Origin of the sequence: Stappia indica (genome assembly GCF_020177335.1) — a bacterium.
In the GTDB taxonomy this organism is placed as follows: Bacteria; Pseudomonadota; Alphaproteobacteria; order Rhizobiales; family Stappiaceae; genus Stappia; species Stappia indica_B.
Genome location: NZ_JAIVMG010000016.1, coordinates 52,742 through 74,620, shown reverse-complemented (window position 1 = coordinate 74,620; position 21,879 = coordinate 52,742). Strand labels below are relative to the sequence as shown.

Genomic DNA, 21,879 nt, shown 5'->3' with positions numbered 1-21,879 from the left:
TCAAGCGACATTTTGTGACCCGGGACCTGGCCGATAAAACCGACGATACGCTTTTATACAACCTTTGGTTTTCTCATCTCATCTTACACGCATTAAATGACGATACGCAAGAAGCCAAAGGCGCAAGCGCGCTTCATCCCGTGCAAAACTCCCCTTGCGTCGCCTCCCCTTGACCTGACGCAGCCGAAAGGTCATTTGACAGCTGTCGCGCAATTGAGGATCGTCCCGCGACATTCATCAATGCCGGCTCCGCTCTCGTGCAGCCGCCATTTCTCGCTCTGAGACGTCATTTTCCATCTGGGGTCTAATGAATATCGTCATTGTCGAATCGCCGGCCAAGGCCAAGACCATCAACAAGTATCTGGGATCTGAGTATCAGGTCCTGGCGTCCTACGGTCATGTCCGCGACCTGCCGGCCAAGGACGGCTCGGTGCAGCCCGACGACGACTTCGCGATGAGCTGGGATGTCGACGCCAAATCTCAGAAGCGCCTCAACGAGATCGCTCGCGCCGTCAAGGACGCCGACCGCCTGATCCTCGCCACTGACCCCGATCGCGAGGGGGAGGCGATTTCCTGGCACGTTCTGGAAGTGCTCCAGAAAAAGAAGGTGCTGAAGGACAAGCCGGTCGAGCGGGTCGTGTTCAACGCCATCACCAAGAAGGCGGTGCTGGAGGCGATGGCCGCGCCGCGCGCCATCGACGTGCCGCTGGTCGATGCCTACCTCGCGCGCCGCGCGCTTGACTATCTGGTCGGCTTCACCTTGTCCCCGGTGCTGTGGCGCAAGCTCCCCGGCGCCCGCTCCGCCGGCCGGGTGCAATCGGTCTCCCTGCGCCTGGTCTGCGACCGGGAAGCGGAGATCGAGCGTTTCGTCAAACAGGAATACTGGTCGATCCTGGCCAACCTGCAGACCGCCGCCGGCGCCGGCTTCCAGGCCCGGATCGCCAGCTACAACGGCAAGAAGCTCGGCCGCCTCGACATCGGCTCCAAGGCCGAGGCGGAGGAAATCGCCGCCCTGCTCAATGCCGCGACCCTTTCGGTCGCCAGCGTCGAATCCAAGCCGCAACGCCGCCATCCCTCAGCCCCCTTCACCACCTCGACGCTGCAGCAGGAGGCCTCGCGCAAGCACGGCTTCTCCGCCGCCCGCACCATGCAGGTGGCACAGAAGCTCTATGAGGGTGCCGATACCGGCGGCGAGACCGGCGGCCTCATTACCTATATGCGTACCGACGGCGTGCAGATCGCCGGTGAAGCCATCGCCCAGGCACGCCAAGTGATCGGCGGCGAATTCGGTTCGGAGTTCGTGCCGGAAAAACCGCGCCACTATTCCTCCAAGGCCAAGAATGCCCAGGAGGCGCACGAGGCGATCCGTCCGACCGATCTCTCCCGCCTGCCCCGCGATGTCGCCCGCTTCCTCGACCCGGACGCGGCCAAGCTCTATGAGCTGATCTGGAAGCGCACCATCGCCTCGCAGATGGAATCCGCCGTTCTGGAGCGCACCACCATCGACATCGACGCGAAGGCCGCTTCCGGCCAGGCCGGTCTGCGCGCCACCGGTTCGGTCGTTCGCTTCGCCGGCTTCCTGTCGCTCTATCAGGAAGGGCGCGACGACGAGGAGGACGAGGAAAGCCGCCGTCTCCCGGCCGTGGCAAACGGCGATCCCCTGACCCGGATGTCGGTCGAGACCGCCCAGCATTTCACCGAGCCGCCCGCCCGCTTCACCGAGGCGACGCTGGTGAAGAAGATGGAAGAGCTGGGGATTGGCCGCCCCTCCACCTACGCCTCGACGCTGCAGACCCTGCGGGACCGGGAATATGTGAAGCTCGACGGCAAGCGGCTCATTCCGGAGGACAAGGGCCGGCTGGTCATTGCCTTCCTGGAAAGCTTCTTCGACCGCTATGTCGAATACGACTTCACCGCCGCGCTGGAGGAAAAGCTCGACCGCATCTCCGCCGGTGAATTGTCCTGGAAGGATGTCTTGCGCGATTTCTGGAAGGATTTCTCCAACAGCGTTCACGAGATCAAGGATCTGCGGGTTTCCGAGGTTCTCGACGCGCTGAACGAGATCCTCGCCGCCCATGTCTTCCCCGACAAGGGCGACGGCGAGGATCCGCGCAAATGTCCGGCCTGCGGCGTTGGCCGCCTGTCGCTGAAGGTCAGCCGCTTCGGCGCCTTCGTCGGCTGCTCGAACTACAACAAGGAAAAGCTCGACGGCAAGGTGCCGAACGAGGACCCACCCCATTGCGGCTATACCCGCCAGCTCACGGCGAACGGCGCCGGCGGCGATGCGGAAATCGCCGATGGTCCCAAGCTGCTGGGCCAGGACCCGGAAACCGGTCTCGACGTTACCCTGCGCAGCGGCCGGTTCGGCCCCTATGTGCAGCTCGGCGAGGAGGCCAAGCCCAAGCGCGCCTCGCTGCCGCGCGGCTGGCAGGTCAGCGAGATGGACCTGGACAAGGCGCTCCAGCTTCTGTCGCTGCCGCGCGAGGTCGGCCCTCACCCCGAAGACGGCAAGATGATCAGCGCCGGCATCGGCCGCTATGGCCCCTTCGTGCTGCATGACGGCACCTACGCCAACCTGGAAAGCCCGGACGAGGTGTTCTCGGTCGGCATCAACCGGGCGGTCGACGCCCTGGCGCAGAAGCGCGCCAAGCGCGGCGGCCGGGCCACGGCCGCACCGCTGAAGGAACTGGGCGAGCATCCCGATGGCGGGCCGATCACCGTTCAGGACGGCCGCTACGGTCCTTACGTGAAATGGGCCAAGGTCAATGCCACCCTGCCCAAGGGCACCGACCCGCAGGCGGTGGAGATGGACCAGGCGCTGGCGCTGATTGCCGCCAAGCTAGAAAAGAGCGGCAAGGGCAAGACCGCCGCCAAGAAGCCGGCGGCGAAAAAACCTGCCGCCAAGAAGCCGGCCGCCAAGAAGGCCGCGACCAAGACCGCCACGGAAAAAGCGACGGCGGCAAAAAAGGCCCCGGCGAAGAAGGCTGCGACCACCAAGACGGCAGCCACCAAGACAGCGGCGAAGAAACCGGCAACGCGAAAGGCCGCAACCACTGCTGCGGATGACGGATCTTGACCCGCAAGCCGACGAAGAAGCCACGACATCCGAAGGTCAAGGCCAAGGCGGCGGCGGATCTGCCGGGCCGGGATGAGATCATGGCCTTTGTCGCCGCCAATCCCGGCATGGCGGGCAAGCGGGAGATCGCCCGGCACTTCGGCATCACCGGCGGCGCCCGCATCTATCTGAAGAAGGTGCTGCGCGAGATGGCCGATGATGGCCTGATCGAGAAGCGCCAGAAGCGTCTGGTTCGCGCCGGCGATCTGCCGCCGGTGCTGGTGGTGACCGTCGTTGGCCGCGATGCCGACGGCGAATTGCTGGCCGAACCGGGCAACTGGAACGAGGACGAACAGGGCGCGCCGCCGAAGATCCTGCTCCTGCCCGAGCGCCACAAGGCGCCGGGCCGGGCCACGGGGCTGGGCGACCGCGCGCTGGTGCGCATCACCGGCGATGCGCCCGGCGCGGAGGCCAAGCACGCCGCGCGCATCATCAAGCCACTGGAGCGTCAGGCCGCCTCCATCCTCGGCATCCTGCGCATTGGCGGTGGACGTACCTTCCTGGAGCCGATCGACCGGCGCCAGCGGGAGCTGGACATCGACACCAGCGACCTGAAGGAGGCTGCCGATGGCGATCTCGTTGCCGTCAGCCTGACCGGGCGCACCGGGCGCTATGGCACCGCGCGGGCCCGCATCACCCGGCGCATCGGCGCGATGCATTCGGAAATGGCGATTTCCGAAATCGCCCTGCACACCCACGGCATTCCGCACAGCTTCCCCACCTCGGTGATCGAAGCGGCGGAAAACGCCGTTCCGGCCACCCGGGCCGGACGAGACGACTGGCGCGACCTGCCGCTGATCACCATCGACCCGCAGGACGCCAAGGATCACGACGATGCGGTGCACGCCGCGCCCGATCCCGACCCGGCCAATCCCGGTGGTCATGTCGTCACGGTGGCCATTGCCGATGTCGCCTATTACGTGCGCCCGGGCGAGCCGCTCGACCGCGAGGCCCACTTACGCGGCAATTCGGTATATTTCCCCGACCGCGTCATTCCCATGCTGCCCGAACAGCTCTCCAACGGCCTGTGTTCGCTGAAGGAAGGTGAAGACCGGCCGGCGATGGCCGTGCGCATGGTGTTCGACGCCAAGGGCAACAAGAAGAGCCACCGCTTCCACCGCATCACCATGCGCTCGGCGGTCAAGCTGTCCTATTCCGAAGCCCAGGCTGCCATTGACGGCAAGCCGGTCGAGGCAGTCAGCGAAGCGGTGCTCGACACGATCCTGAAGCCGCTCTGGGCCGCCTATGCCAGCCTGTGCAAGGCGCGCAAGGCCCGCGAGCCGCTCGATCTGGACCTGCCGGAACGCAAGATCCGCCTGAAGGCCGATGGCACCGTCGACGATGTCTACACGCCAGAGCGCCTCGAAGCCCATCGGCTGATCGAGGAGTTCATGATCCAGGCCAATGTCGCCGCCGCCGAGACGCTGGAAAGGGCCAGCGTGCCCCTGCTCTACCGGGTGCACGATGCCTCCAGTCCGGAAAAGCTGGAAGCGCTGAAGGAGTTTCTCTCCACCATCGGCATGCGCCTGTCCGCGCCCGGCGGCCTGCGGCCGGCGATGTTCAATGCCATCCTGCACAAGGTGCAAGACCGGCCCGACGCGGAGTTGGTCAACCAGGTGGTACTGCGCAGCCAGGCCCAGGCCGAGTACACGCCGGAGAACATCGGCCATTTCGGTCTCAACCTGCGCCGCTATGCCCATTTCACCTCGCCGATCCGCCGCTATGCCGATCTGATCGTCCATCGCGGGCTGATCCGCGCGCTGAAGCTTGGCGACGACGGTTTGCCCGATGGCATGGAAGGCAAGCTGGAAGCGATTGGCGCCGATGTATCGGCCACCGAGCGCCGGGCGATGCTGGCCGAACGCGACACCGTAGACCGGCTGATTGCCCTCTGGCTGGCCGACAAGGTCGGCGCCCGCTTCACCGGACGAATCTCGGGAGTTGTAAAATCGGGACTGTTCGTGCGGCTCGACGACAGCGGCGCGGACGGGTTCGTGCCCGCCTCCACCATCGGCGACGACTACTACCACTACGACGAATCGTCGCATTCGATGTCCGGGCGAACCACCGGAGAAACCTTCTCTTTGGGCGACCGGGTCGAGGTCCGGCTCGTCGAGGCGGCCCCCTATGCCGGATCCCTGCGGTTTGAACTTTTGAGCGAAGGCCACTATCACAAACGTAAGAGTGGTGGGGAGCGGTCCCATTCCGGACAACGCAAACACAAGCCGCGCAGCGGCACAGCGGGACGGGACCGAAAATCGAAAGGTCGACGAAGATGACAGTCAGCTACGCCGGAGCAGGGGAGGCACCCGTCGTTGCCAACAGCAAGCCGAAGCGCGATGTCGGTCGCGCCATGTGGCTCGGAACAAAGGGGCACTGCCCCAGTTGCGGAACAGGCCGTCTGTTCGGCAAGTATCTGAAGGTCGAACCCGTCTGCGCCACCTGCGGCGAGGAGCTGCACCACCACCGGGCCGATGATGCCCCGCCCTATTTCACCATCTTCGTCGTCGGCCATGTCATCCTGCCGATCGCACTGGCCGTGGAGGTTGCCTTCACGCCGCCCATGTGGATGCATTTCGCGATCTGGCTGCCGCTGATCGTCCTGTCGACGCTGGCGGCCCTGCCGCCCATCAAGGGCGCGCTGATCGGCTTGCAATGGGCCAACTACATGCACGGGTTCGACCCCAACGCCATTGGCGATGACGAGCCCGCTTATGATTTCGGCGGAGATCCGCGACCTTGACGAAAGAAGACCTGACCCGGCGCCTGACAGCGGCCGAACGCAACACCAGCGACCCCAACCTGCGCCCGCGCGATGCCTCCACCCTGCTGATCCTCGATCGCAGCGGCGGCGGCGTGCCGAAGGTGCTGATGGGCCGGCGGCACGAGCGGCACCGGTTCATGCCGGGCATGTTCGTCTTTCCCGGCGGCCGCGTCGACCCCGGCGACAGCCGTGTGCCGGTGCGCGGCACGTTCCATCCGGAGGTAGAGCGCAAGCTGCGCCACGAAATGAAGGGGCCGAAGACCGCCGCCCGTGCCCGCGCCTTCGCGGTCGCGGCGGTGCGCGAGACCTATGAGGAAGCCGGCGTGTTCGTCGCCGGCCAGGCCGAAGAGCCCTGGGCCGGAAAGGACGATTTCGCCGCGTTTTCCGAGCGCGGCCTTATTCCGGATCTGACGCCGATGCGCCTCATCGCCCGGGCCATTACCCCGCCGCGCCGACCGCGGCGCTTCGACACACGTTTCTTTGCCGTCTTCGCCGATGCCATCGCCGATCAGCTCAAGGAGGGCACCGGCCCCTCCGGCGAGTTGCAGGATGTGCACTGGCTGCCCCTCGACAAGGCAAAGTCGCTAGAGCTGCCGACCATCACGCTGACCATCATCGACGAATTGCAGGCCCGCCTGCGCGATGATCCGGACCTGGCGCCGGCGGTGCCCGTGCCGTTTTATCACTGGCGTGGCAAGGGCTTCGTGCGCGAGGAGATCTGATCCGACAGGAGCGGGACGGGAACGAGCGTTTTCCCGGTGTCCTCCCTGCCCTTCCCGCTTGACTTTGACGGCGCGAAACGTATGGTGCGCCCTCAGTTTCCCAAGATCCCCGGTGGAACGTCTTCTCCCAGTTAGCGGAGCCTTGGACGCACGGCCGGAACAAGCTCAAGGACGAAATCGATGGCCAAGGCGACCACCATCAAGATCAAGCTTCAGTCGACGGCCGACACCGGCTTTTTCTACGTGACCAAGAAGAACTCCCGCACCATGACCGAGAAGATGGTCAAGCGGAAGTACGATCCGGTCGCGAAGAAGCACGTCGAGTTCCGCGAAGCGAAGATCAAGTAAGCTTTCGCCTGGGCCCGTCCGCCCCGCGCGGACGGATGGCCGGCGCGAAGCTCTGCCCCTCGACGGGCACGCATCAAGGCCCTCAGGGGCCTTTTTTCGTGGCCTGAGGGCATGTCCCCGCTGCCGGCGCTGGCACGCCCAGACGTAAGAACGTGATGTCCTGGAAGCGTCGCAACACGGGCAATATCGTGAAAACGTTGGCGGGACAGAAGACGCGGCGACCGGCGCCGGTACGGATCATCCGAGGAGGCCACCCCGATCCATATCGGCACCGGTCAAACCCCACGGCGTCAGGAGATGCGGCGGACCTGAACCTTCCGTAGGGCGCGATGAACCAGACAACCACCGTCAGCCGGGCGAGTGACTGGTCCATTCTTCGCATTCTGTGAGAATGCGTGCGTCGGGAGGCAGACTAGCGAATCAAACGATCGAATCAACTCATGCGAGCGTTTTGTTAAGGGATAATTTACATTTCATGTAAACGAGATGGACAAATAACCGGAGAGTGTCAAAACGAACACACTCAACCCACGGTTTTCCGCGCCAAAGGCGGCGCAATCGCCTCGGTTGCGCTTCTCTTGTCCGCCGCCGCCCCCTCATCGAGCGCGATTCGGTTGCGCCCGGCGCGTTTGGCGGCATAAAGCGCCTGGTCCGCGCGCCGGATCAGCGCATCGCCGCCATCCTTCTCGCCCCGATACTCGGCGACGCCGATGCTCGCGGTAACCGCAATGTCAGCCACTCCATTCCCCGGAGAAAACGGTTTGTCCATGATCACCCGGCGCAGCCGTTCGGCCGCGTTGCCGGCGTTCTCTGCATTGGTCTCCGGCAGCAGGACGATGAACTCCTCGCCGCCGAAACGGCAGGCAAGGTCAAGTCCCCGCGTGTGCGCGCGCAGCCGGTGCGCGAATTCGCGGATGATCACATCCCCCACGTCATGGCCATACGTGTCGTTGATGACCTTGAAGTGGTCGATATCGAGCAGAAGCAGCGCCAGCGGCTGACCCTGCTCCTCCGCCTGCCGGATCTGGGTCGTCAGGTGCCGCTGCAGGTAGCGCCGGTTGCACAGGCCGGTCAGCGGATCGGTGATCGCCATGGCGATCGTCTCTTCCACATCGCTCAGGAGCCGGTCATTGCCGGCCTTGTGGCGCACCTGGGCCCGCACCCGCAGGAGGAACTCGGTTTTCTCGATCGGTCGGGCGACATGGTCGTTGATGCCCAGTTCCAGGGCGCGGATCACTCGCACCCCGTCTTGAGGCCCAGTGATCAGCATGATCGGCACCAGCCGGGTGCGCTCCAGCGCGCGAAGCTGCGAACACAGGCGCAGCGCATCGTAGCCGCCCAGCGCCAGATCGACGATCAGCGTGTCGAAATCATGCTCGGCCGCGCGAAGCAGCGCCTGCGGCGCGGCGCTTTCCACCTCGACCCGGAATTCCGGTCGCAGGATCTCAAGCAGGTGCTCGCGTGTCTGCGGGTTGTCATCGACGAGAAGCAGGGTCTTGCGCCCCTGCTCCGGCGCTTCGAAGCCGGCTCCCCCGCCGAACTGCGAGCCGGTCAGCGCCCGCATCCGCAATTCATCCGTGGCCCGCTTCAGGCCGACAAGGTTCTTCACCCGGGCGATCAGCGCCAGGTCATTCACCGGTTTTGTCAGAAAGTCGTCGGCTCCGGCCCGGAACCCCTCGATCCGGTCTTCGATCCGGTCGAGCGCGGTGATCAGGATAACCGGAATATGCGCGGTGCGCCGATTCGCCTTGAGCCGCCGGCAGACCTCGAAGCCGTCGAGCCCCGGCATCATCACATCGAGCAGCACGATGTCGCAGGGCCATTCCTCGACCAGCGCCAGTGCTTCCTCGCCGCTTGTCGCCGCCTCCACCTCGAAATAGTCGGCGCCCAACCGCGCCTCAAGAAGACGGATATTCGCCTTGACGTCATCGACGACCAGAACGCGCCCTGTCATGCCCCCGGCCTGGTTTCAGTCGCCCAGATACGAACGAACGGTTTCAAGGAATTTCGCCACGGAGATCGGCTTGGAGATATACGCCTCGCACCCGCCCTGGCGAATCCGCTCCTCATCCCCCTTCATCGCGAAGGCGGTCACGGCGATCACCGGGATCGTCTTGAGATCATCGTCTTCCTTGATCCATTTGGTGACCTCCAGCCCGGACACCTCCGGCAACTGGATATCCATCAGAATCAGGTCCGGGCCATGCGCGCGCGCCAGCTCCAGCGCTTCCATGCCGGTGCGGGTTTGCAGCGTCTGGTAGCCATGCGCTTCCAGCAGATCATGAAACAGCTTCATGTTGAGTTCGTTATCCTCAACAATCAGCACTGTCTTAGCCATTGTTCTCGCCTTCGTCCCCGCGCGTGGCCCAACTTCCTCGCGCCGGATCAATGCCCGCGATCAGCAAGCACGAAGGCGTCACTGGCGTTGGCCCCACTCCCACGTTAGGTACCATATATCGTAGACGGAATTGGTTTCGGAAAGGCAAACACAAATGATGTCGCAAAAAGGGGCGCGCCTGACCGCCGAAAATGCCGAGGCACTGGCAGCCGATGCGCTGGCCTATCTCGCCGGCGATATGGAACATCTCGGTCGTTTCCTCGCTCTCAGCGGAATCGGACCGGCGGAACTGCGTGAGGCCGCCGAAGAGCCCGGTTTTCTGGTCGGCGTTTTGGAGTTTTATATGGCACACGAACCGCTGCTGCTGTCTTTCTGCGAGACGCGGGCCATTCGTCCGACCCTTTTTGCCGCCGCCCGCTTTGCTCTGGACGGAGTCACGCCGCAGGATGGCTGAGCCGGGCCGCCCCGCCGCCGGCCACAGCAGCGCCCGGGCGCTGATCCTGTGCGATGTGGATGAGGTGGTGCTCAATTTCATCCCCCATTTCGAGGATTACATGGGCCGCGCGGGCCTGCGGTTTGTCAGCCACGAGTACCGTCTGGCCGGCAACATCGCCGATGGCGACGGTCAGCTTCTTGCCGCGGAGGCGCTTCCCACCCTGCTCGCCGGGTTCTTCGATGGCTGGTGCGACAGGCAGACGCCGGTACCCGGTGCGGCCACCGCCCTAGCCTCCCTGTCCCGCCATGCGGATGTGATGTTCCTGACCAATCTGCCGGGCGCGCACAATCGCGAGCCGCGAGCCGCGACCCTGCGCCGGCTGGGCATGGATTTCCCGCTTGTCACCAATTCGGGACCCAAGGGCGATGCCGCCGCGACCCTTGCCGCCGGGCGGACCGGGCCGCTCGTTTTCATCGACGACAGCCCGGTCAACATCCGCTCCGTCGCCGCCACGGTGGAAAACTGCATCCTGATCCAGTTCATTGCCGACCCACGCTTTCGCGACCAGGCCGGGGAGCTGGCGGAGGCGGATCTGAAAACCGGTGACTGGTCCCGCGCCGAGGCGTATATTCGCCAGCGGATCGCAAGCTGAGGCTTGACGCCGGGACGGGGCCGGAATGGGGCGCCAAAACCCGGCACCGCACCGGTCCACCGCCCGGACCGGGACCCAAGGATCATGACCCAGCCGCCCGCCTCCAATCAGCCTGACGCCCCGTCCGCAGCGGAAACCGCCGCGAGCCCAGCGCTGTGCCGCGACTGCGGCGCGCGTCAGCCGGCGACACCGGCGCGCTGCCGAACCTGCGGCAGTCCGCGTCTGCTGATCCACGACGAGCTCGACAGCCTGTCGATCGCCCATATCGACTGCGACGCCTTCTACGCCTCGGTGGAAAAGCGCGACAATCCGGAGCTGGCCGACCGGCCGGTGATCGTCGGCGGCGGTCAGCGCGGCGTGGTCGCCACCTGTTGCTATATCGCCCGCATTCACGGGGTGCGCTCGGCGATGCCCATGTTCAAGGCCCGGCAGGCCTGCCCCGATGCGGTGATCATCAAACCGGACATGGCGAAATACGCCCGGGTCGGCCACGAGATTCGCGCGCGCATGACCGCGCTCACGCCGCTGGTGGAGCCGCTGTCGATCGACGAGGCATTTCTTGACCTCACCGGAACCGGAAAGCTGCATCATGCAAGCCCGGCGGAAACCCTTGCCCGCTTCGCCCGCGAGATCGAAGCGGAAATCGGCATCACCGTCTCCATCGGTCTCGCGCCCAACAAGTTTCTCGCCAAGATCGCCTCGGACCTGGAAAAGCCGCGCGGTTTTTCCGTCATCGGCGCGGCGGAGGCCGCCCGTTTTCTCGCCGACAAGCCGGTCGGGATGATCTGGGGGGTGGGCAAGGTTCTGCAGGAAAAGCTTGCCCGCGACGGGCTGACCACCATCGGCCAGTTGCAGGAACAGGATCCGGTGGTGTTGGCCAAACGCTACGGAGCGATGGGCCTGCGCCTCGCCACCCTCGCCCATGGCAAGGACGAGCGCCGCGTGTCCCCCGACCGGGAGACCAAGAGCGTCAGCAACGAAACCACCTTCAACGAGGATATTTCCTCGCGCGAGCCCCTGCGGGCGGTGCTGCGCCGGCTGAGCGAGGAGGTCTCCCGGCGGCTGAAGGCGGCGGATCTGGCCGGACGCACCGTGTCCCTGAAGCTGAAGACCGCCGACTTCCGGACGATCACCCGCTCGCGCACCCTCTCCGACCCGACCCAGCTTGCCGACCGGATCTTCCGCGCCGGCGACGATCTTCTGGCCGGGGAAGCCAATGGCCGCCGCTTCCGGCTGATCGGCATTGGCGTCAGCGAGTTCAGCGATCCGGCCCAGGCCGATCCCGATGACCTGGTGGATCCGGAAGCCGCCCGGCGGGCCAAGGCGGAACGGGCGGTCGACGCGCTCAGGGACAAGTTCGGCAAGTCGGCGGTGGAGTTGGGGCTTACCCGCGCCGGCGACAGCCGCCGCCAGCGCGATCAATGAACCAGCCCGCGATCAGCGGTCGCAGGCGCTTGGGTCGAACGGGGTCAGCTCCACCAGATTGCCGCGCAGCTCCAGGTCGCCATAGTCGAGCAACAGCCGCCGGCTGATGCCGTTTTCATAAAGCAGGAAGCCCAGTTGATAGACCGGGGTGCGCTCGCCGCTCTGGTCCGCCTGATCGTCGAAATAGGCGATGGTGATCGGCCAGTGAGCCACGTTGCCGATCTTCGCCACCGCCTCCGCATTGTCGCTTTCGGGCGCGCCTGCGCCCTCGCGCCGGGCACCGATCACCGAGGAGGTGCCATAGAGCTTGTCGCCGCTCTCCGAACCGTCGAACACATCGGCGGTGAAGATCACCTCGCCCTTTGCCGCGCTCTCCAGCAGCAGATTCATGTGCTGGGTGGGAAACAGCACCGAGGCGGGCAGGTTCACCTTGCGCTCGGCCGGCTTCTGCAATTCGATTTCCGTTGCTGCCTTCTCGTGTCGGGCCCGCCCGCGCGTTTCCTCGCTGAGCTTCTGGTTGATGAAGGTCTTGGACAGGAACTGATAGGCCTTGCCCGCCGGCTCCTCGAAGGAACTGGTCTGCAGATCGGTGATCCGCACCTGTCCGTTGTCATCGGCGACCTGGGTGACAAAGCGGAAGGACACGCTGTAGCCATCGCAGGCGCTGCCGGTCAGCTCATAGACCATCCGCCCGCGCACGCCGGACACGCCTGCGGCGCTGGAGCTCTCGGCCAGCGTCACGTCATAGACCGCCCGGTGCGGCTGCAGCGCCGCAAGCGCCTTCGCCTCCCCGCCGCTCGCGCCCAGCGGCAGGGCCGCGATGCCGCAAAGCGCCAGGATCGCCGCGCCCGTCCGCCGGAGCGCGCCCCCGGCCGCCTGGTTCGGGGCATGTTTGTCCAGGGCATGGGCTCCGGGAGTTCCGTCTCGCACATCGTTCATTTCATACTCCTCGCCCCAATGCCTTTACCCCCAATACCTTCGCCTATTCTCCCCCATCCGGCCCGCCGCATCCAGCCCTTGCGGACAGGCCACCGCCGAATGTTCACCGCTCCGCTTGAAGCGCCCGGCGAATTGCGCCAAGGTCGCCGCCACAACGCGACTGAAAGGACTGCATATGTCGGGACAGATCGAGGCACGCTTGGCCGAACTCGGGGTCACCCTTCCGCAGGCGGCAGCGCCGGCCGCCAACTACCTGCCCTTCACCCGCAGCGGCAATCAGCTTTTCATCTCCGGCCAGATCCCGATGGGACCGAACGGGCTGGAGTATCAGGGCAAGCTCGGCGGCGAATATGGCGTCGATGACGGCCAGCAGGCCGCGCGGCTTTGCGCGATCAACCTTCTGGCCCAGGCCAAGGCCGCGCTCGGCGACCTCGACCGCATCGTGCGGCTGGTGAAAATCGTCGGCTTTGTCAATTGCACACCCGATTTCGGCGATCAGCCGAAGGTGGTGAACGGCGCCTCGGACTTCTTCGTCGCCGCGCTCGGCGAGGAGAAAGGCCCGCACGCCCGCTCCGCAGTCGGTGCCGCCTCGCTTCCCTTCGGCGTCGCCGTCGAGGTCGAGGCGATCTTCGAAATCGCCTGACACGCTTTCGTTCCCTTTCAAGGACAGATACCACCGATATGCGCGACCTTTCCTGGTTGACCGCCCGGCCGATCGCCCACAGGGGCTATCACGATGCCGCGCGCGGCTGCATTGAAAACACGCCCAGCGCGGTCACCGCAGCGCTCGACAAGAGCTTCTCCATCGAGGTCGACCTGCAGGAGAGCGCCGACGGCCAGCCGATTGTCTTTCACGACGACACGCTCGACCGGCTGACCTTCGACAGCGGTCCGGTGATTGCCCGCACGGCGGCGGAGCTGCGTGCGGTGCGCATGCGCGGCACCGACGATCCCATGTGGTTGCTCGATGACCTCCTGGCGCTGGTCGATGGCCGCGTCGGACTGTGCATCGAGATCAAGTCACGCTTCCGCCGCACGCCCTCGCGCAATTTCATCGCCGCCATCGCCGCCAGCCTGCAGCGCTACGACGGCCCGGCGGCGGTCAAGTCGTTCGACCCGGACATGCTCGCCCTGATGCGGCAGGCCGCGCCGGAGATCCCGCGCGGCGCTCTTGGCGATGGCGCCCGCGATCTCAAGGAATGGGGCCGGGCCTCCCGGGTGGAGCGGTTCGCCCTACGCCACATGCTGCACGCGCCGCGCACCCGGCCAAGCTTCGTCTCCTACTGGGTCAAGGACCTGCCGGCACTGGCCCCGTCGCTGCTGCGCCGGCTGTTCGGCCTGCCGCTGATCACCTGGACCGTGCGCACGCCCGAGGATCGGAAACGCGCCGAGCTCTTCGCCGATCAGATGGTGTTCGAGGGCTTCGACCCGGACGCGCAGGACAGCGCGACCGGCTGATCGGCACGGCGGCCGGCGGACGCGCTCTCCCATGGGGGTGCATTTTCGCTGCCCACGCCCTAGGTCATGACAGTGCGGGGCGGACCACGCACCACAGGAAGACCGCGCCCCGCAGCAACCGAGAGGCACCGTTCCGTGACCGCCAGCGACGACCCGAGCGAGAGCTTCCGCATCCGGATCATCGACCGGCTGAGCGACATTCCGCGCGCGCAATGGGACGCGCTTGCCAATCCGGGCTGGCAACTGGGTCTCGGCGGTGCGCTGAGCGAAAGTCCCGCGCTTGAATCATCTTCTCAGGCAAAGGAATCAGATTCTCAGGAAACCGCCTTCAACCCCTTCATCTCGCACGACTTTCTTTCGATTCTCGAGGAATCTGGCTGCGTCGAGGCCCGCACCGGCTGGCTGCCGCAGCACCTTCTCCTCGAAGGCCCGGATGGAGCGCCGCTCGCCGCCCTGCCCTGCTATCTCAAGACCCATTCCATGGGCGAATACGTGTTCGATCACGCCTGGGCCGATGCCTTTCACCGCGCCGGAGGGGAGTATTATCCCAAGCTGCAATGCTCGGTTCCCTTTACCCCGGCCACCGGACGGCGCTTTCTCACCGGCACCTCGCCCCGGCGCGAGGCGGCGATCTCAGCCCTCGGTGCGGGCCTGCGCGAGCTTTGCCGCCTGCGGGACGCCTCCTCCGGCCACATCACCTTCCTCACCAAACGCGAATGGGAACTCCTCGGCGAGGATGGCTACCTGTTGCGCATGGACCAGCAATTCCACTGGGCCAATCGCGGCTACGCCGATTTCGACGCCTTCCTTGCCGATCTCTCCTCACGCAAGCGCAAGCAGATCCGCAAGGAGCGCCGTGCCGCGCTGGCGCCGGACATCACCATCGACTGGGTCACCGGCAGCGATCTGACCGAAGCCCACTGGGACGCCTTCTTCACCTTCTACATGGACACCGGCAGCCGCAAATGGGGCCGGCCCTATCTCAACCGGACGTTCTTTTCGCTGCTGGGCGAGCGGCTGGCGGACCGGGTGCTTCTGATCATTGCCCGGCGCGAGGGGCGGATGATCGCCGGCGCCCTCAACCTGATCGGCTCCAACACCCTGTTCGGGCGGAACTGGGGCTGCATCGAGGACCACCCGTTCCTGCATTTCGAGGTCTGCTACTATCAGGCCATCGATTTCGCCATCGCCACGGGGCTTGACCTCGTTGAGGCCGGCGCGCAAGGGGCGCACAAGCTGGCACGCGGCTACCTGCCCGCACCGACCTATTCCGCCCATTTCATCACCCACCCGGGCTTTCGTCAGGCGGTGGCCGATTATCTGGAGGAAGAGCGGACGGCGGTCGCCATGGAAAGCGCCGCCATCGCCGAGCACTCCCCCTTCCGGAAAGGGTGAACATCCCCGCGCAAGCGATTCTTCCGACTCATCAATTTCGCGCCACTTGAATCAGCTCCTGAGGCTCCCGACCCACCGCCCTTTCCCGTAGTTGAATCACTTTCTGAAGCGTGTGTTGAATCAGAACTTGAAGCCGGGCTGTCTTTGTGGTGCCAAGGATAAGGATGCACCCGCTGCCCGGATGCACCTTTTACGCGACGGGAAGCGGGCGCGCCGCCCCCCTCGCCCGACATCGGAGATCGAGCTGACCATGCCCATCACGCCTGCCGCCTATGACGACCAGAACATCTTCGCCAAGATCCTGCGCGGCGAGTTGCCGAGCCACAAGATCTATGAGGACGATCAGACCATCGCCATCATGGACATCATGCCGCGCGGCGATGGGCATGTGCTGGTGATCCCGAAGGCCCCCTCGCGCAACATCCTCGACATTCCCCAGGAGGACCTCAACGCGACCATGGCCACGGTCCAGAAACTGGCCCGCACCCTGGTCGCCGTGTTCGACGCGGACGGATGCACCATACAACAGTTCTCCGAGACCGCCGGCGGGCAGATGGTGTTCCACACCCATGTGCATGTGATCCCGCGCTTCGACGGTGTCACCTTGCGCCCGCACAGCGGCGAGATGGCCGATGGCGATGTGCTCGCCGCCCATGCGGAGAAGATCCGCGCGGCGCTGGCCTGACGGGCCGGGCCGACCTCAGGCGCCGCCGCTCGCCTTTGCAGCGGCGGCCTCATGCTCCGCGTCAAGCCGCGCCTCGTCCTCGAAGACACGCCGGAAGCTCGGCCGGGCGGTGATGCGCTCGGCATAGTCGGTGAAGACCGGCAGGGCCGGCACCGCCTTGAACGACAAGGCCCACTGCAGCGTCGCACCCCACTGGATGTCGGCGATGGTGATCCTGTCGCCAAGCAGGTAGGGCGCCCGCTCCAGTTGATCGGCCAGAAGCTCAATCACCTGATCGAAGGTTCCATAGGCGCACTCGTTCGCGGGCGGGACATGGCCGCTCATCTTGTCCATCAGCGCGGGCTCGAAGCTCGCGGCATAGAAGACCATCCAGCGCAGATAGGCGCCCCGACGCGGATCGCCGATGGTCGGCGTCAGCCCCGCCTGCGGGAAGAGGTCGCCGGCATAAAGCGCGATGGCGACGGCCTCCGTGAGAATGGTATCGCCGTGGGTCAGCGCTGGCACCTTGCCGAGCGGATTGATCGCCAGAAAGGCGGGCGACTTCTGTTCGCCGGCCCGCATGTTCAGCACGTGAAGGTCGTAGGGCGCGCCGAGCTCGTCGAGCAGCACGCGCGTGGCGCTCGCACGCGACCGAGGGGCATAGTGCAGCGTCAGCTTGTCGAGGGAATTGGTATCGGACATGAGGGCTTTCCTTGGAGGCCGGACCGACGGCGCGCCATCGCGCCGTCGAGGCGGTGACGTAGCACCCCCCTGCTGACAGCCTTGTGTCAGCAGCCCGCCCCGTCCGGCGCCCGGTCCCGCATCTTGCCCTCAGGCGAGGCCGATCAGCAGCCAGCCGCCGATCAGCACCACCTCGGCCGCCAGAACGCCGACCACCACCCGCTGCCCGCCAACCAGAAAGGCGACAAACCCGCTGGCGGCGGCGGCGAGCCGCAGCGCCACCGGCGCATCGGCCAGCGCCCCGGCGGGAAACAGGATCAGCTTGGAGATCACCCCGGCGACAAGCGCGGTCGCCACCGCCCGCACCCAGAGCAGAAGCTCGCTGTCCTCGCGCAGCCGGCCGCTGAGCAGCACGCCGAGCCAGCGCCAGACGTCCGTCGCCAGCCAGCCGGCGACCAGGATCATGGCATAGGGCCACCACCAGACCTGTTCAGCCATCAGCGAAATCCCCGGCGCGCAAATCGCGTCCCCAGATAGGCGAGCGTGCCGCCGACCAGTCCGGTCCACAAAAGGTCGAGCCCAGGGAGTGACAGGAAGAACACCGGCCCCAGAGCCAGGCCGGCAAGCAGCGCCACCTTGTCCGCCGCAACCCGCGCCGCACCCCAGAGCGAACAAAGGAAATAGACCGGCGTCAGCATGAACAGGGCACCGGCCACCATCATCGGCATCCGCTCCACCATCAGGTAGGAAATGCCGGTGACACAGAAGACGAAGCTGGTCAGGCTGGCGCCAAAGCCGAAAAAGAACGGCAACCTCCCTTCGCGCGGAAGGTCTTCCAGGTTGCGCATGGCAAAGACCCATGCGGTGACGGCGACGAAATGGGAGGAAACCAGAAGGTGCCAGCGCCGGGTCTTGCCCTCCACCCGCAACAGCGGCATCAAGGCCATGGTCATCGGCATTAGCCGCACCGAGGCCAGCGCCACGGCAATCGCCGCCGGGATCATGCCCATGCCCGCCGAAATCGCCCCCGTCAGCACCACGATGCTCGGCAGTGCCCAGACCATACCGGTCAGCATAAGGGTTTCAGACAGCGACAGCCCGCTCTCCCGGGCAAGCCCGGCATAGCCGACGAAAGCAGCGGACAGGATCAGCGCCGGGATCGAGACCGCGGCACGGGTGCCGCGAAGCATCCAGCCCAAGGGGCGGATCTGCTCGGGAGGGGATGGCTCCGGCAAGGTGGAAGAAGCGGCGGACATGATGGATCTGTCTGGCAATGCGAATGGCGCATCCGCGGCGAACGCCCGGATGGCGGAAGGGAAACGATACCCCTACCTAGCAGCAGATCCGTGAAAAGCAAATCGCCGGACGGGAAAACGGCGACGTCAGCGCCGCCGTCCCCTTGCCTCACTCAATCCGCCAGCGGCACCTTCGGCACCAGGCTCTTCTTCGGCCCACCGTCATCCTTGCGGGCCGGCGGCGATGCCTCCGCCTTCTTCGCGACCGGCTTGCGCTTGCGCTTCGGCCGTGCTGCTTTCGGCTTGTCGGTCCTGGGCGCCTTGGGCTTGACCGGGGCATCCTCGATGCTTTCCAGCAGCAGCCCGGCCTCATCCTCGCTGACCGAGACCTTGACCATACCGCCCTTCTTCAGCTTGCCGAACAGCACCTCGTCGGCAAGCGGCCGCTTGATGTGCTCCTGGATCACGCGGGCCAGCGGCCGGGCGCCCATCTGCTCGTCATACCCCTTGTCCGCCAGCCAGGCGACGGCTTCCGGGGTCAGCTCGAAGGTCACGCCGCGCTCGGCCAGTTGCGCCTCAAGCTGCATGACGAACTTCTCGACGATCCGGTGCACCACCTCGGTCGGCAGGCTGCCGAAGGCGATCACAGCATCCAGCCGATTGCGGAACTCCGGCGTGAACAGCCGCTTGATCGCCTCCTGATCCTCGCCCTCACGCTTGGCCCGGTTGAAGCCGATCGGCGGCTTGGCCATATCGGCGGCACCGGCATTGGTGGTCATGATCAGGATCACATTGCGGAAATCGACCTGCTTGCCGTTGTGGTCGGTCAGCTTGCCGTGATCCATGATCTGCAACAGGATGTTGAACAGATCCGGATGCGCCTTCTCGATCTCGTCGAGCAGAAGCACGCAATGAGGATGCTGGTCGACCCCGTCGGTCAGAAGGCCGCCCTGGTCGAAGCCGACATAGCCGGGAGGCGCACCGATCAGTCGCGACACCGTGTGCCGCTCCATGTACTCCGACATGTCGAAGCGCAGCAGCTCCACCCCGAGCGAAGCGGCAAGCTGACGCGCGACCTCGGTCTTGCCGACGCCGGTCGGACCGGAGAACAGGTAGTTGCCAATCGGCTTGTCCGGCTCGCGCAGGCCTGCCCGCGACAGCTTGATGGCCGAGGCCAGCGTCTCGATCGCTGCATCCTGGCCATAGACCATCCGCTTCAAGGTGGCGTTGAGGTTCGACAACACCTCCTCGTCCGACTTGGACACCGACTTCGGCGGGATCCGCGCCATGGTCGCAATCGTGCTCTCGATCTCCTTCACGCCGATGGTCTTGCGCCGGCGTCCTTCGGGAACGAGCTTCTGCGAGGCGCCGGATTCGTCGATCACGTCGATGGCCTTGTCCGGCAGCTTGCGGTCGTTGATGTAGCGCGCCGACAGCTCCACCGCCGTCTTGATGGCGTCGTTGGTGTAGCGCACCTTGTGGAAGGTCTCGAAATAGGGCTTCAGCCCCTTCAGGATCTCCACCGCGTCCGGGATCGTCGGCTCGTTGACGTCGATCTTCTGGAACCGGCGCAGAAGTGCCCGGTCCTTTTCGAAGAACTGACGGTATTCCTTGTAGGTGGTCGATCCGACGCAGCGGATCGTGCCGGAGGCAAGCGCCGGCTTCAGCAGGTTCGAGGCGTCCATCGCCCCGCCCGATGTGGCGCCAGCGCCGATCACCGTGTGAATCTCGTCGATGAACATCACCGCGCCGGGATAGTCCTCGATCTCCTTCACCACCTGCTTCAGCCGTTCCTCGAAATCGCCGCGATAGCGGGTGCCGGCGAGCAGCGCGCCCATGTCGAGCGAGAAGATCGTCGCATCCTGCAGCACTTCCGGCACATCGCCGTCGACGATCCGCCGCGCCAACCCCTCGGCGATCGCGGTCTTGCCGACCCCGGGATCGCCGACGAACAGCGGATTGTTCTTCGACCGGCGGCAGAGAATCTGGATGGTCCGCGAAATCTCCGCTTCGCGTCCGATCAGCGGATCGATCTTGCCGGCCCGCGCCTTGTCGTTGAGGTTGACGCAATACGCTTCCAGCGCGTCGGTCTTCTGCTTCGGCTTCTCAGCCCCGCCGACGCCCTCCTCGGCCGCCGCCTCCTCGTCCGCGCCGTGCACGGGCCGCGTCTCCGACATGCCGGCCCGCTTGGCGATGCCATGGGAGATGTAGTTGACCGCGTCGTAGCGGGTCATGTCCTGCTCCTGCAGGAAATAGGCGGCATGGCTCTCGCGCTCGGCGAAGATCGCGACGAGCACGTTCGCGCCGGTTACCTCCTCCCGGCCCGAGGACTGCACATGGATCACCGCGCGCTGGATGACGCGCTGGAACCCGGCGGTCGGCTTGGAATCGTCGTCGCCCTCGATCACCAGATTGTCGAGCTCGGTATCGATGTATTCGACCAGATTGCGCCGGAGGATATCCAGATCCACGTTGCACGCGCGCATGACCGCGGCCGCGTCCTGATCATCGATCAGCGCCAGGAGCAGGTGCTCCAGGGTCGCGTATTCCTGCTGCCGCTCATTCGCATAGGAAAGAGCCTGATGCAGCGCCTTTTCGAGACTTCGAGAGAATGACGGCACGGGCGACCCCTATTTTTTTTCCATTACGCATTGCAAAGGATGCTGGTGTTTGCGCGCAAAGTCCATGACCTGCGTAACCTTGGTTTCCGCCACCTCATAGGTGAACACACCGCATTCCCCAACGCCATGGTGGTGAACATGCAACATGATCCGGGTGGCTTCTTCGCGGTTTTTCTGAAAAAAACGCTCCACCACGTGAATCACGAACTCCATGGGCGTGTAATCATCGTTCAACAGCAGCACACGATAAAGATTTGGCCTTTTCACGACGGTGCGCGTTTTGGTGGCCACCAGGCTTCCGGTATCGTCCCCGTTGCCGTGCTGTGGTTTCTTCGTCATTGCCGCCCAAAGCCCTCGTGCTGCGCGCCAGCTTTCCCGGCTGCGCGATCGCTCACATCTGGTTTCATCCCGCGCCACCCCGGCGCATGATGACCGACCCTATACCGATTGCCCGCGCTTCGCACGACCCCGGTTGGCACGGCAGGTCGGGTCAGGACAGGCATGGGAGAGGCACGCACGGCCCTCACGCCGGCACAGCCAACCCAAAACGCCGCGCCTCGCCCGGCTCTTCTCTTTCCTATGTATGTCATCCACGCCGCGGCTCAATCCCCAAGGCTGGCTCAGGCAGAAGATCAGACCGGAAAAACAAAAAAAGCCCGGCACGAGGCCGGGCTTAAAGAACCGCTGCGGATCGCCGCAGCCGGTCTTGTCCTGGGAGGGACTTACTTGGAAACCTTCGCCATCGCGCCCTCATAGGGCTTGTAGGCGTCCTTGGCCGCTTCGGTGTACATCTCGCCGAGCTTGGTCACTTCGCCGACGAAGCCCTCGTAGGCGGTCTTGACGTACTCGCTGTGCGTCTCGAACGCCTTGTCGAGCGACTTGGCGGAGACGAGCTTTTCCATCGCCGAGGAGCCTTCCTCGAAGGACTTCTTCTGGAAGTCGGCAAACTCGGAGGCAATCGCCTGCATGCCCTTGGTCATGGCGCCGAAGCTTTCCATCATGACGTCCATGTTGTCCTTGCCGAGCTTCTGAATGTCTTCAAAATTGTTGAACATGATGACTCCTATCGTTTCATACGAACCATCG

21 protein-coding genes are annotated in these 21,879 nt (G+C 65.1%); 12 read left to right on the top strand and 9 right to left on the bottom strand.

Going from position 1 to position 21,879, the window contains the following annotated elements:
- Window positions 1–307 precede the first annotated feature (307 nt).
- The 5 genes from topA (at window position 308) to rpmG (ending at window position 6,949) form a co-directional block, all read left to right on the top strand.
- Complete coding sequence (gene topA, locus LC062_RS18800; RefSeq protein ID WP_224912543.1) at window positions 308–3,076, top strand: type I DNA topoisomerase; 2,769 nt, start codon at window positions 308–310, stop codon at window positions 3,074–3,076.
- On the top strand, window positions 3,073–5,394 hold the full coding sequence (gene rnr / locus LC062_RS18795; protein WP_404829749.1) for a ribonuclease R: 2,322 nt from the start codon (window positions 3,073–3,075) through the stop codon (window positions 5,392–5,394). Before topA ends, rnr begins: the two co-directional genes overlap by 4 nt.
- On the top strand, window positions 5,391–5,858 hold the full coding sequence (locus LC062_RS18790) for a DUF983 domain-containing protein (RefSeq protein WP_224912542.1): 468 nt from the start codon (window positions 5,391–5,393) through the stop codon (window positions 5,856–5,858). The genes rnr and LC062_RS18790 overlap by 4 nt, the downstream gene beginning before the upstream one ends.
- Complete coding sequence (locus tag LC062_RS18785; RefSeq protein ID WP_224912541.1) at window positions 5,855–6,601, top strand: NUDIX hydrolase; 747 nt, start codon at window positions 5,855–5,857, stop codon at window positions 6,599–6,601. The genes LC062_RS18790 and LC062_RS18785 overlap by 4 nt, the downstream gene beginning before the upstream one ends.
- A gap of 180 nt (window positions 6,602–6,781) precedes the next feature.
- A complete protein-coding gene (gene rpmG, locus LC062_RS18780) occupies window positions 6,782–6,949 on the top strand; it encodes a 50S ribosomal protein L33 (protein WP_181758869.1) in 168 nt (55 codons plus the stop codon).
- Window positions 6,950–7,472: 523 nt separating this feature from the next.
- Here the strand turns inward: rpmG and LC062_RS18775 are convergent.
- Together LC062_RS18775 and LC062_RS18770 are read right to left on the bottom strand one after the other, a co-directional pair.
- The gene (locus LC062_RS18775; RefSeq protein ID WP_224912540.1) at window positions 7,473–8,903 is read right to left on the bottom strand and encodes a PleD family two-component system response regulator; all 1,431 of its coding nucleotides are present in this window, start codon (window positions 8,901–8,903) and stop codon (window positions 7,473–7,475) included.
- Between the two features lie 15 nt (window positions 8,904–8,918).
- Window positions 8,919–9,287 (bottom strand): response regulator, encoded by a 369-nt coding sequence (locus LC062_RS18770; protein WP_181758867.1) that lies wholly within the window; start codon window positions 9,285–9,287, stop codon window positions 8,919–8,921.
- A 130-nt stretch (window positions 9,288–9,417) separates the two neighbouring features.
- Between LC062_RS18770 and LC062_RS18765 the strand changes: the two genes are divergently transcribed.
- The 3 genes from LC062_RS18765 to LC062_RS18755 all read left to right on the top strand — a co-directional run bounded on the left by LC062_RS18765 (window position 9,418) and on the right by LC062_RS18755 (window position 11,800).
- On the top strand, window positions 9,418–9,741 hold the full coding sequence (locus LC062_RS18765; protein ID WP_318246117.1) for a DUF3572 domain-containing protein: 324 nt from the start codon (window positions 9,418–9,420) through the stop codon (window positions 9,739–9,741).
- Window positions 9,734–10,375, top strand: coding sequence for an HAD family hydrolase (locus LC062_RS18760; RefSeq protein ID WP_224912539.1), 642 nt, complete (start codon window positions 9,734–9,736; stop codon window positions 10,373–10,375). Before LC062_RS18765 ends, LC062_RS18760 begins: the two co-directional genes overlap by 8 nt.
- 84 nt (window positions 10,376–10,459) lie before the next feature.
- The gene (locus LC062_RS18755; RefSeq protein WP_224912538.1) at window positions 10,460–11,800 is read left to right on the top strand and encodes a DNA polymerase IV; all 1,341 of its coding nucleotides are present in this window, start codon (window positions 10,460–10,462) and stop codon (window positions 11,798–11,800) included.
- A 12-nt stretch (window positions 11,801–11,812) separates the two neighbouring features.
- Here LC062_RS18755 and LC062_RS18750 read toward each other — a convergent pair whose 3' ends face one another.
- Window positions 11,813–12,739 carry a cell envelope integrity EipB family protein gene (locus LC062_RS18750; protein WP_224912537.1) on the bottom strand — a complete coding sequence of 309 codons (927 nt, stop codon included), beginning with the start codon at window positions 12,737–12,739 and terminating at the stop codon, window positions 11,813–11,815.
- A 175-nt stretch (window positions 12,740–12,914) separates the two neighbouring features.
- Between LC062_RS18750 and LC062_RS18745 the strand changes: the two genes are divergently transcribed.
- The 4 genes from LC062_RS18745 (at window position 12,915) to LC062_RS18730 (ending at window position 16,277) form a co-directional block, all read left to right on the top strand.
- A complete protein-coding gene (locus tag LC062_RS18745) occupies window positions 12,915–13,382 on the top strand; it encodes a RidA family protein (protein ID WP_224912536.1) in 468 nt (155 codons plus the stop codon).
- 38 nt (window positions 13,383–13,420) lie between these two features.
- Window positions 13,421–14,197 (top strand): glycerophosphodiester phosphodiesterase family protein, encoded by a 777-nt coding sequence (locus LC062_RS18740; protein ID WP_224912535.1) that lies wholly within the window; start codon window positions 13,421–13,423, stop codon window positions 14,195–14,197.
- 135 nt (window positions 14,198–14,332) lie between these two features.
- Window positions 14,333–15,592: a GNAT family N-acetyltransferase gene (locus LC062_RS18735; RefSeq protein WP_224912534.1), complete on the top strand. Its 1,260-nt coding sequence runs from the start codon at window positions 14,333–14,335 to the stop codon at window positions 15,590–15,592.
- Window positions 15,593–15,848: 256 nt separating this feature from the next.
- The gene (locus LC062_RS18730) at window positions 15,849–16,277 is read left to right on the top strand and encodes an HIT family protein (RefSeq protein ID WP_224912571.1); all 429 of its coding nucleotides are present in this window, start codon (window positions 15,849–15,851) and stop codon (window positions 16,275–16,277) included.
- 15 nt (window positions 16,278–16,292) lie between these two features.
- Here the strand turns inward: LC062_RS18730 and LC062_RS18725 are convergent, their stop codons facing one another.
- The 6 genes from LC062_RS18725 to LC062_RS18700 all read right to left on the bottom strand — a co-directional run bounded on the left by LC062_RS18725 (window position 16,293) and on the right by LC062_RS18700 (window position 21,848).
- Complete coding sequence (locus LC062_RS18725; RefSeq protein ID WP_224912533.1) at window positions 16,293–16,958, bottom strand: glutathione S-transferase family protein; 666 nt, start codon at window positions 16,956–16,958, stop codon at window positions 16,293–16,295.
- A gap of 129 nt (window positions 16,959–17,087) precedes the next feature.
- A complete protein-coding gene (locus LC062_RS18720) occupies window positions 17,088–17,435 on the bottom strand; it encodes an AzlD domain-containing protein (protein WP_224912532.1) in 348 nt (115 codons plus the stop codon).
- Window positions 17,435–18,193: an AzlC family ABC transporter permease gene (locus LC062_RS18715; RefSeq protein WP_224912531.1), complete on the bottom strand. Its 759-nt coding sequence runs from the start codon at window positions 18,191–18,193 to the stop codon at window positions 17,435–17,437. The genes LC062_RS18720 and LC062_RS18715 overlap by 1 nt, the downstream gene beginning before the upstream one ends.
- A 152-nt stretch (window positions 18,194–18,345) precedes the next feature.
- Window positions 18,346–20,793 (bottom strand): ATP-dependent Clp protease ATP-binding subunit ClpA, encoded by a 2,448-nt coding sequence (gene clpA, locus LC062_RS18710; RefSeq protein ID WP_224912530.1) that lies wholly within the window; start codon window positions 20,791–20,793, stop codon window positions 18,346–18,348.
- 9 nt (window positions 20,794–20,802) lie between these two features.
- On the bottom strand, window positions 20,803–21,132 hold the full coding sequence (gene clpS / locus LC062_RS18705) for an ATP-dependent Clp protease adapter ClpS (RefSeq protein ID WP_181758857.1): 330 nt from the start codon (window positions 21,130–21,132) through the stop codon (window positions 20,803–20,805).
- 383 nt (window positions 21,133–21,515) lie between these two features.
- Window positions 21,516–21,848 (bottom strand): phasin family protein, encoded by a 333-nt coding sequence (locus LC062_RS18700; RefSeq protein WP_224912529.1) that lies wholly within the window; start codon window positions 21,846–21,848, stop codon window positions 21,516–21,518.
- Between the last annotated feature and the right edge of the window lie 31 nt (window positions 21,849–21,879).

Coding starts and splice junctions, on each gene's coding strand:
- LC062_RS18715 (WP_224912531.1), bottom strand. CDS start 18,193: ATGTCCGCCGCTTCTTCCACCTTGCCGGAGCCATCCCCTCCCGAGCAG.
- LC062_RS18745 (WP_224912536.1), top strand. CDS start 12,915: ATGTCGGGACAGATCGAGGCACGCTTGGCCGAACTCGGGGTCACCCTT.
- LC062_RS18740 (WP_224912535.1), top strand. CDS start 13,421: ATGCGCGACCTTTCCTGGTTGACCGCCCGGCCGATCGCCCACAGGGGC.
- LC062_RS18725 (WP_224912533.1), bottom strand. CDS start 16,958: ATGTCCGATACCAATTCCCTCGACAAGCTGACGCTGCACTATGCCCCT.
- LC062_RS18775 (WP_224912540.1), bottom strand. CDS start 8,903: ATGACAGGGCGCGTTCTGGTCGTCGATGACGTCAAGGCGAATATCCGT.
- clpS (WP_181758857.1), bottom strand. CDS start 21,132: ATGACGAAGAAACCACAGCACGGCAACGGGGACGATACCGGAAGCCTG.
- LC062_RS18790 (WP_224912542.1), top strand. CDS start 5,391: ATGACAGTCAGCTACGCCGGAGCAGGGGAGGCACCCGTCGTTGCCAAC.
- topA (WP_224912543.1), top strand. CDS start 308: ATGAATATCGTCATTGTCGAATCGCCGGCCAAGGCCAAGACCATCAAC.
- LC062_RS18720 (WP_224912532.1), bottom strand. CDS start 17,435: ATGGCTGAACAGGTCTGGTGGTGGCCCTATGCCATGATCCTGGTCGCC.
- LC062_RS18760 (WP_224912539.1), top strand. CDS start 9,734: ATGGCTGAGCCGGGCCGCCCCGCCGCCGGCCACAGCAGCGCCCGGGCG.
- LC062_RS18750 (WP_224912537.1), bottom strand. CDS start 12,739: ATGAACGATGTGCGAGACGGAACTCCCGGAGCCCATGCCCTGGACAAA.
- LC062_RS18770 (WP_181758867.1), bottom strand. CDS start 9,287: ATGGCTAAGACAGTGCTGATTGTTGAGGATAACGAACTCAACATGAAG.
- LC062_RS18755 (WP_224912538.1), top strand. CDS start 10,460: ATGACCCAGCCGCCCGCCTCCAATCAGCCTGACGCCCCGTCCGCAGCG.
- rpmG (WP_181758869.1), top strand. CDS start 6,782: ATGGCCAAGGCGACCACCATCAAGATCAAGCTTCAGTCGACGGCCGAC.
- LC062_RS18700 (WP_224912529.1), bottom strand. CDS start 21,848: ATGTTCAACAATTTTGAAGACATTCAGAAGCTCGGCAAGGACAACATG.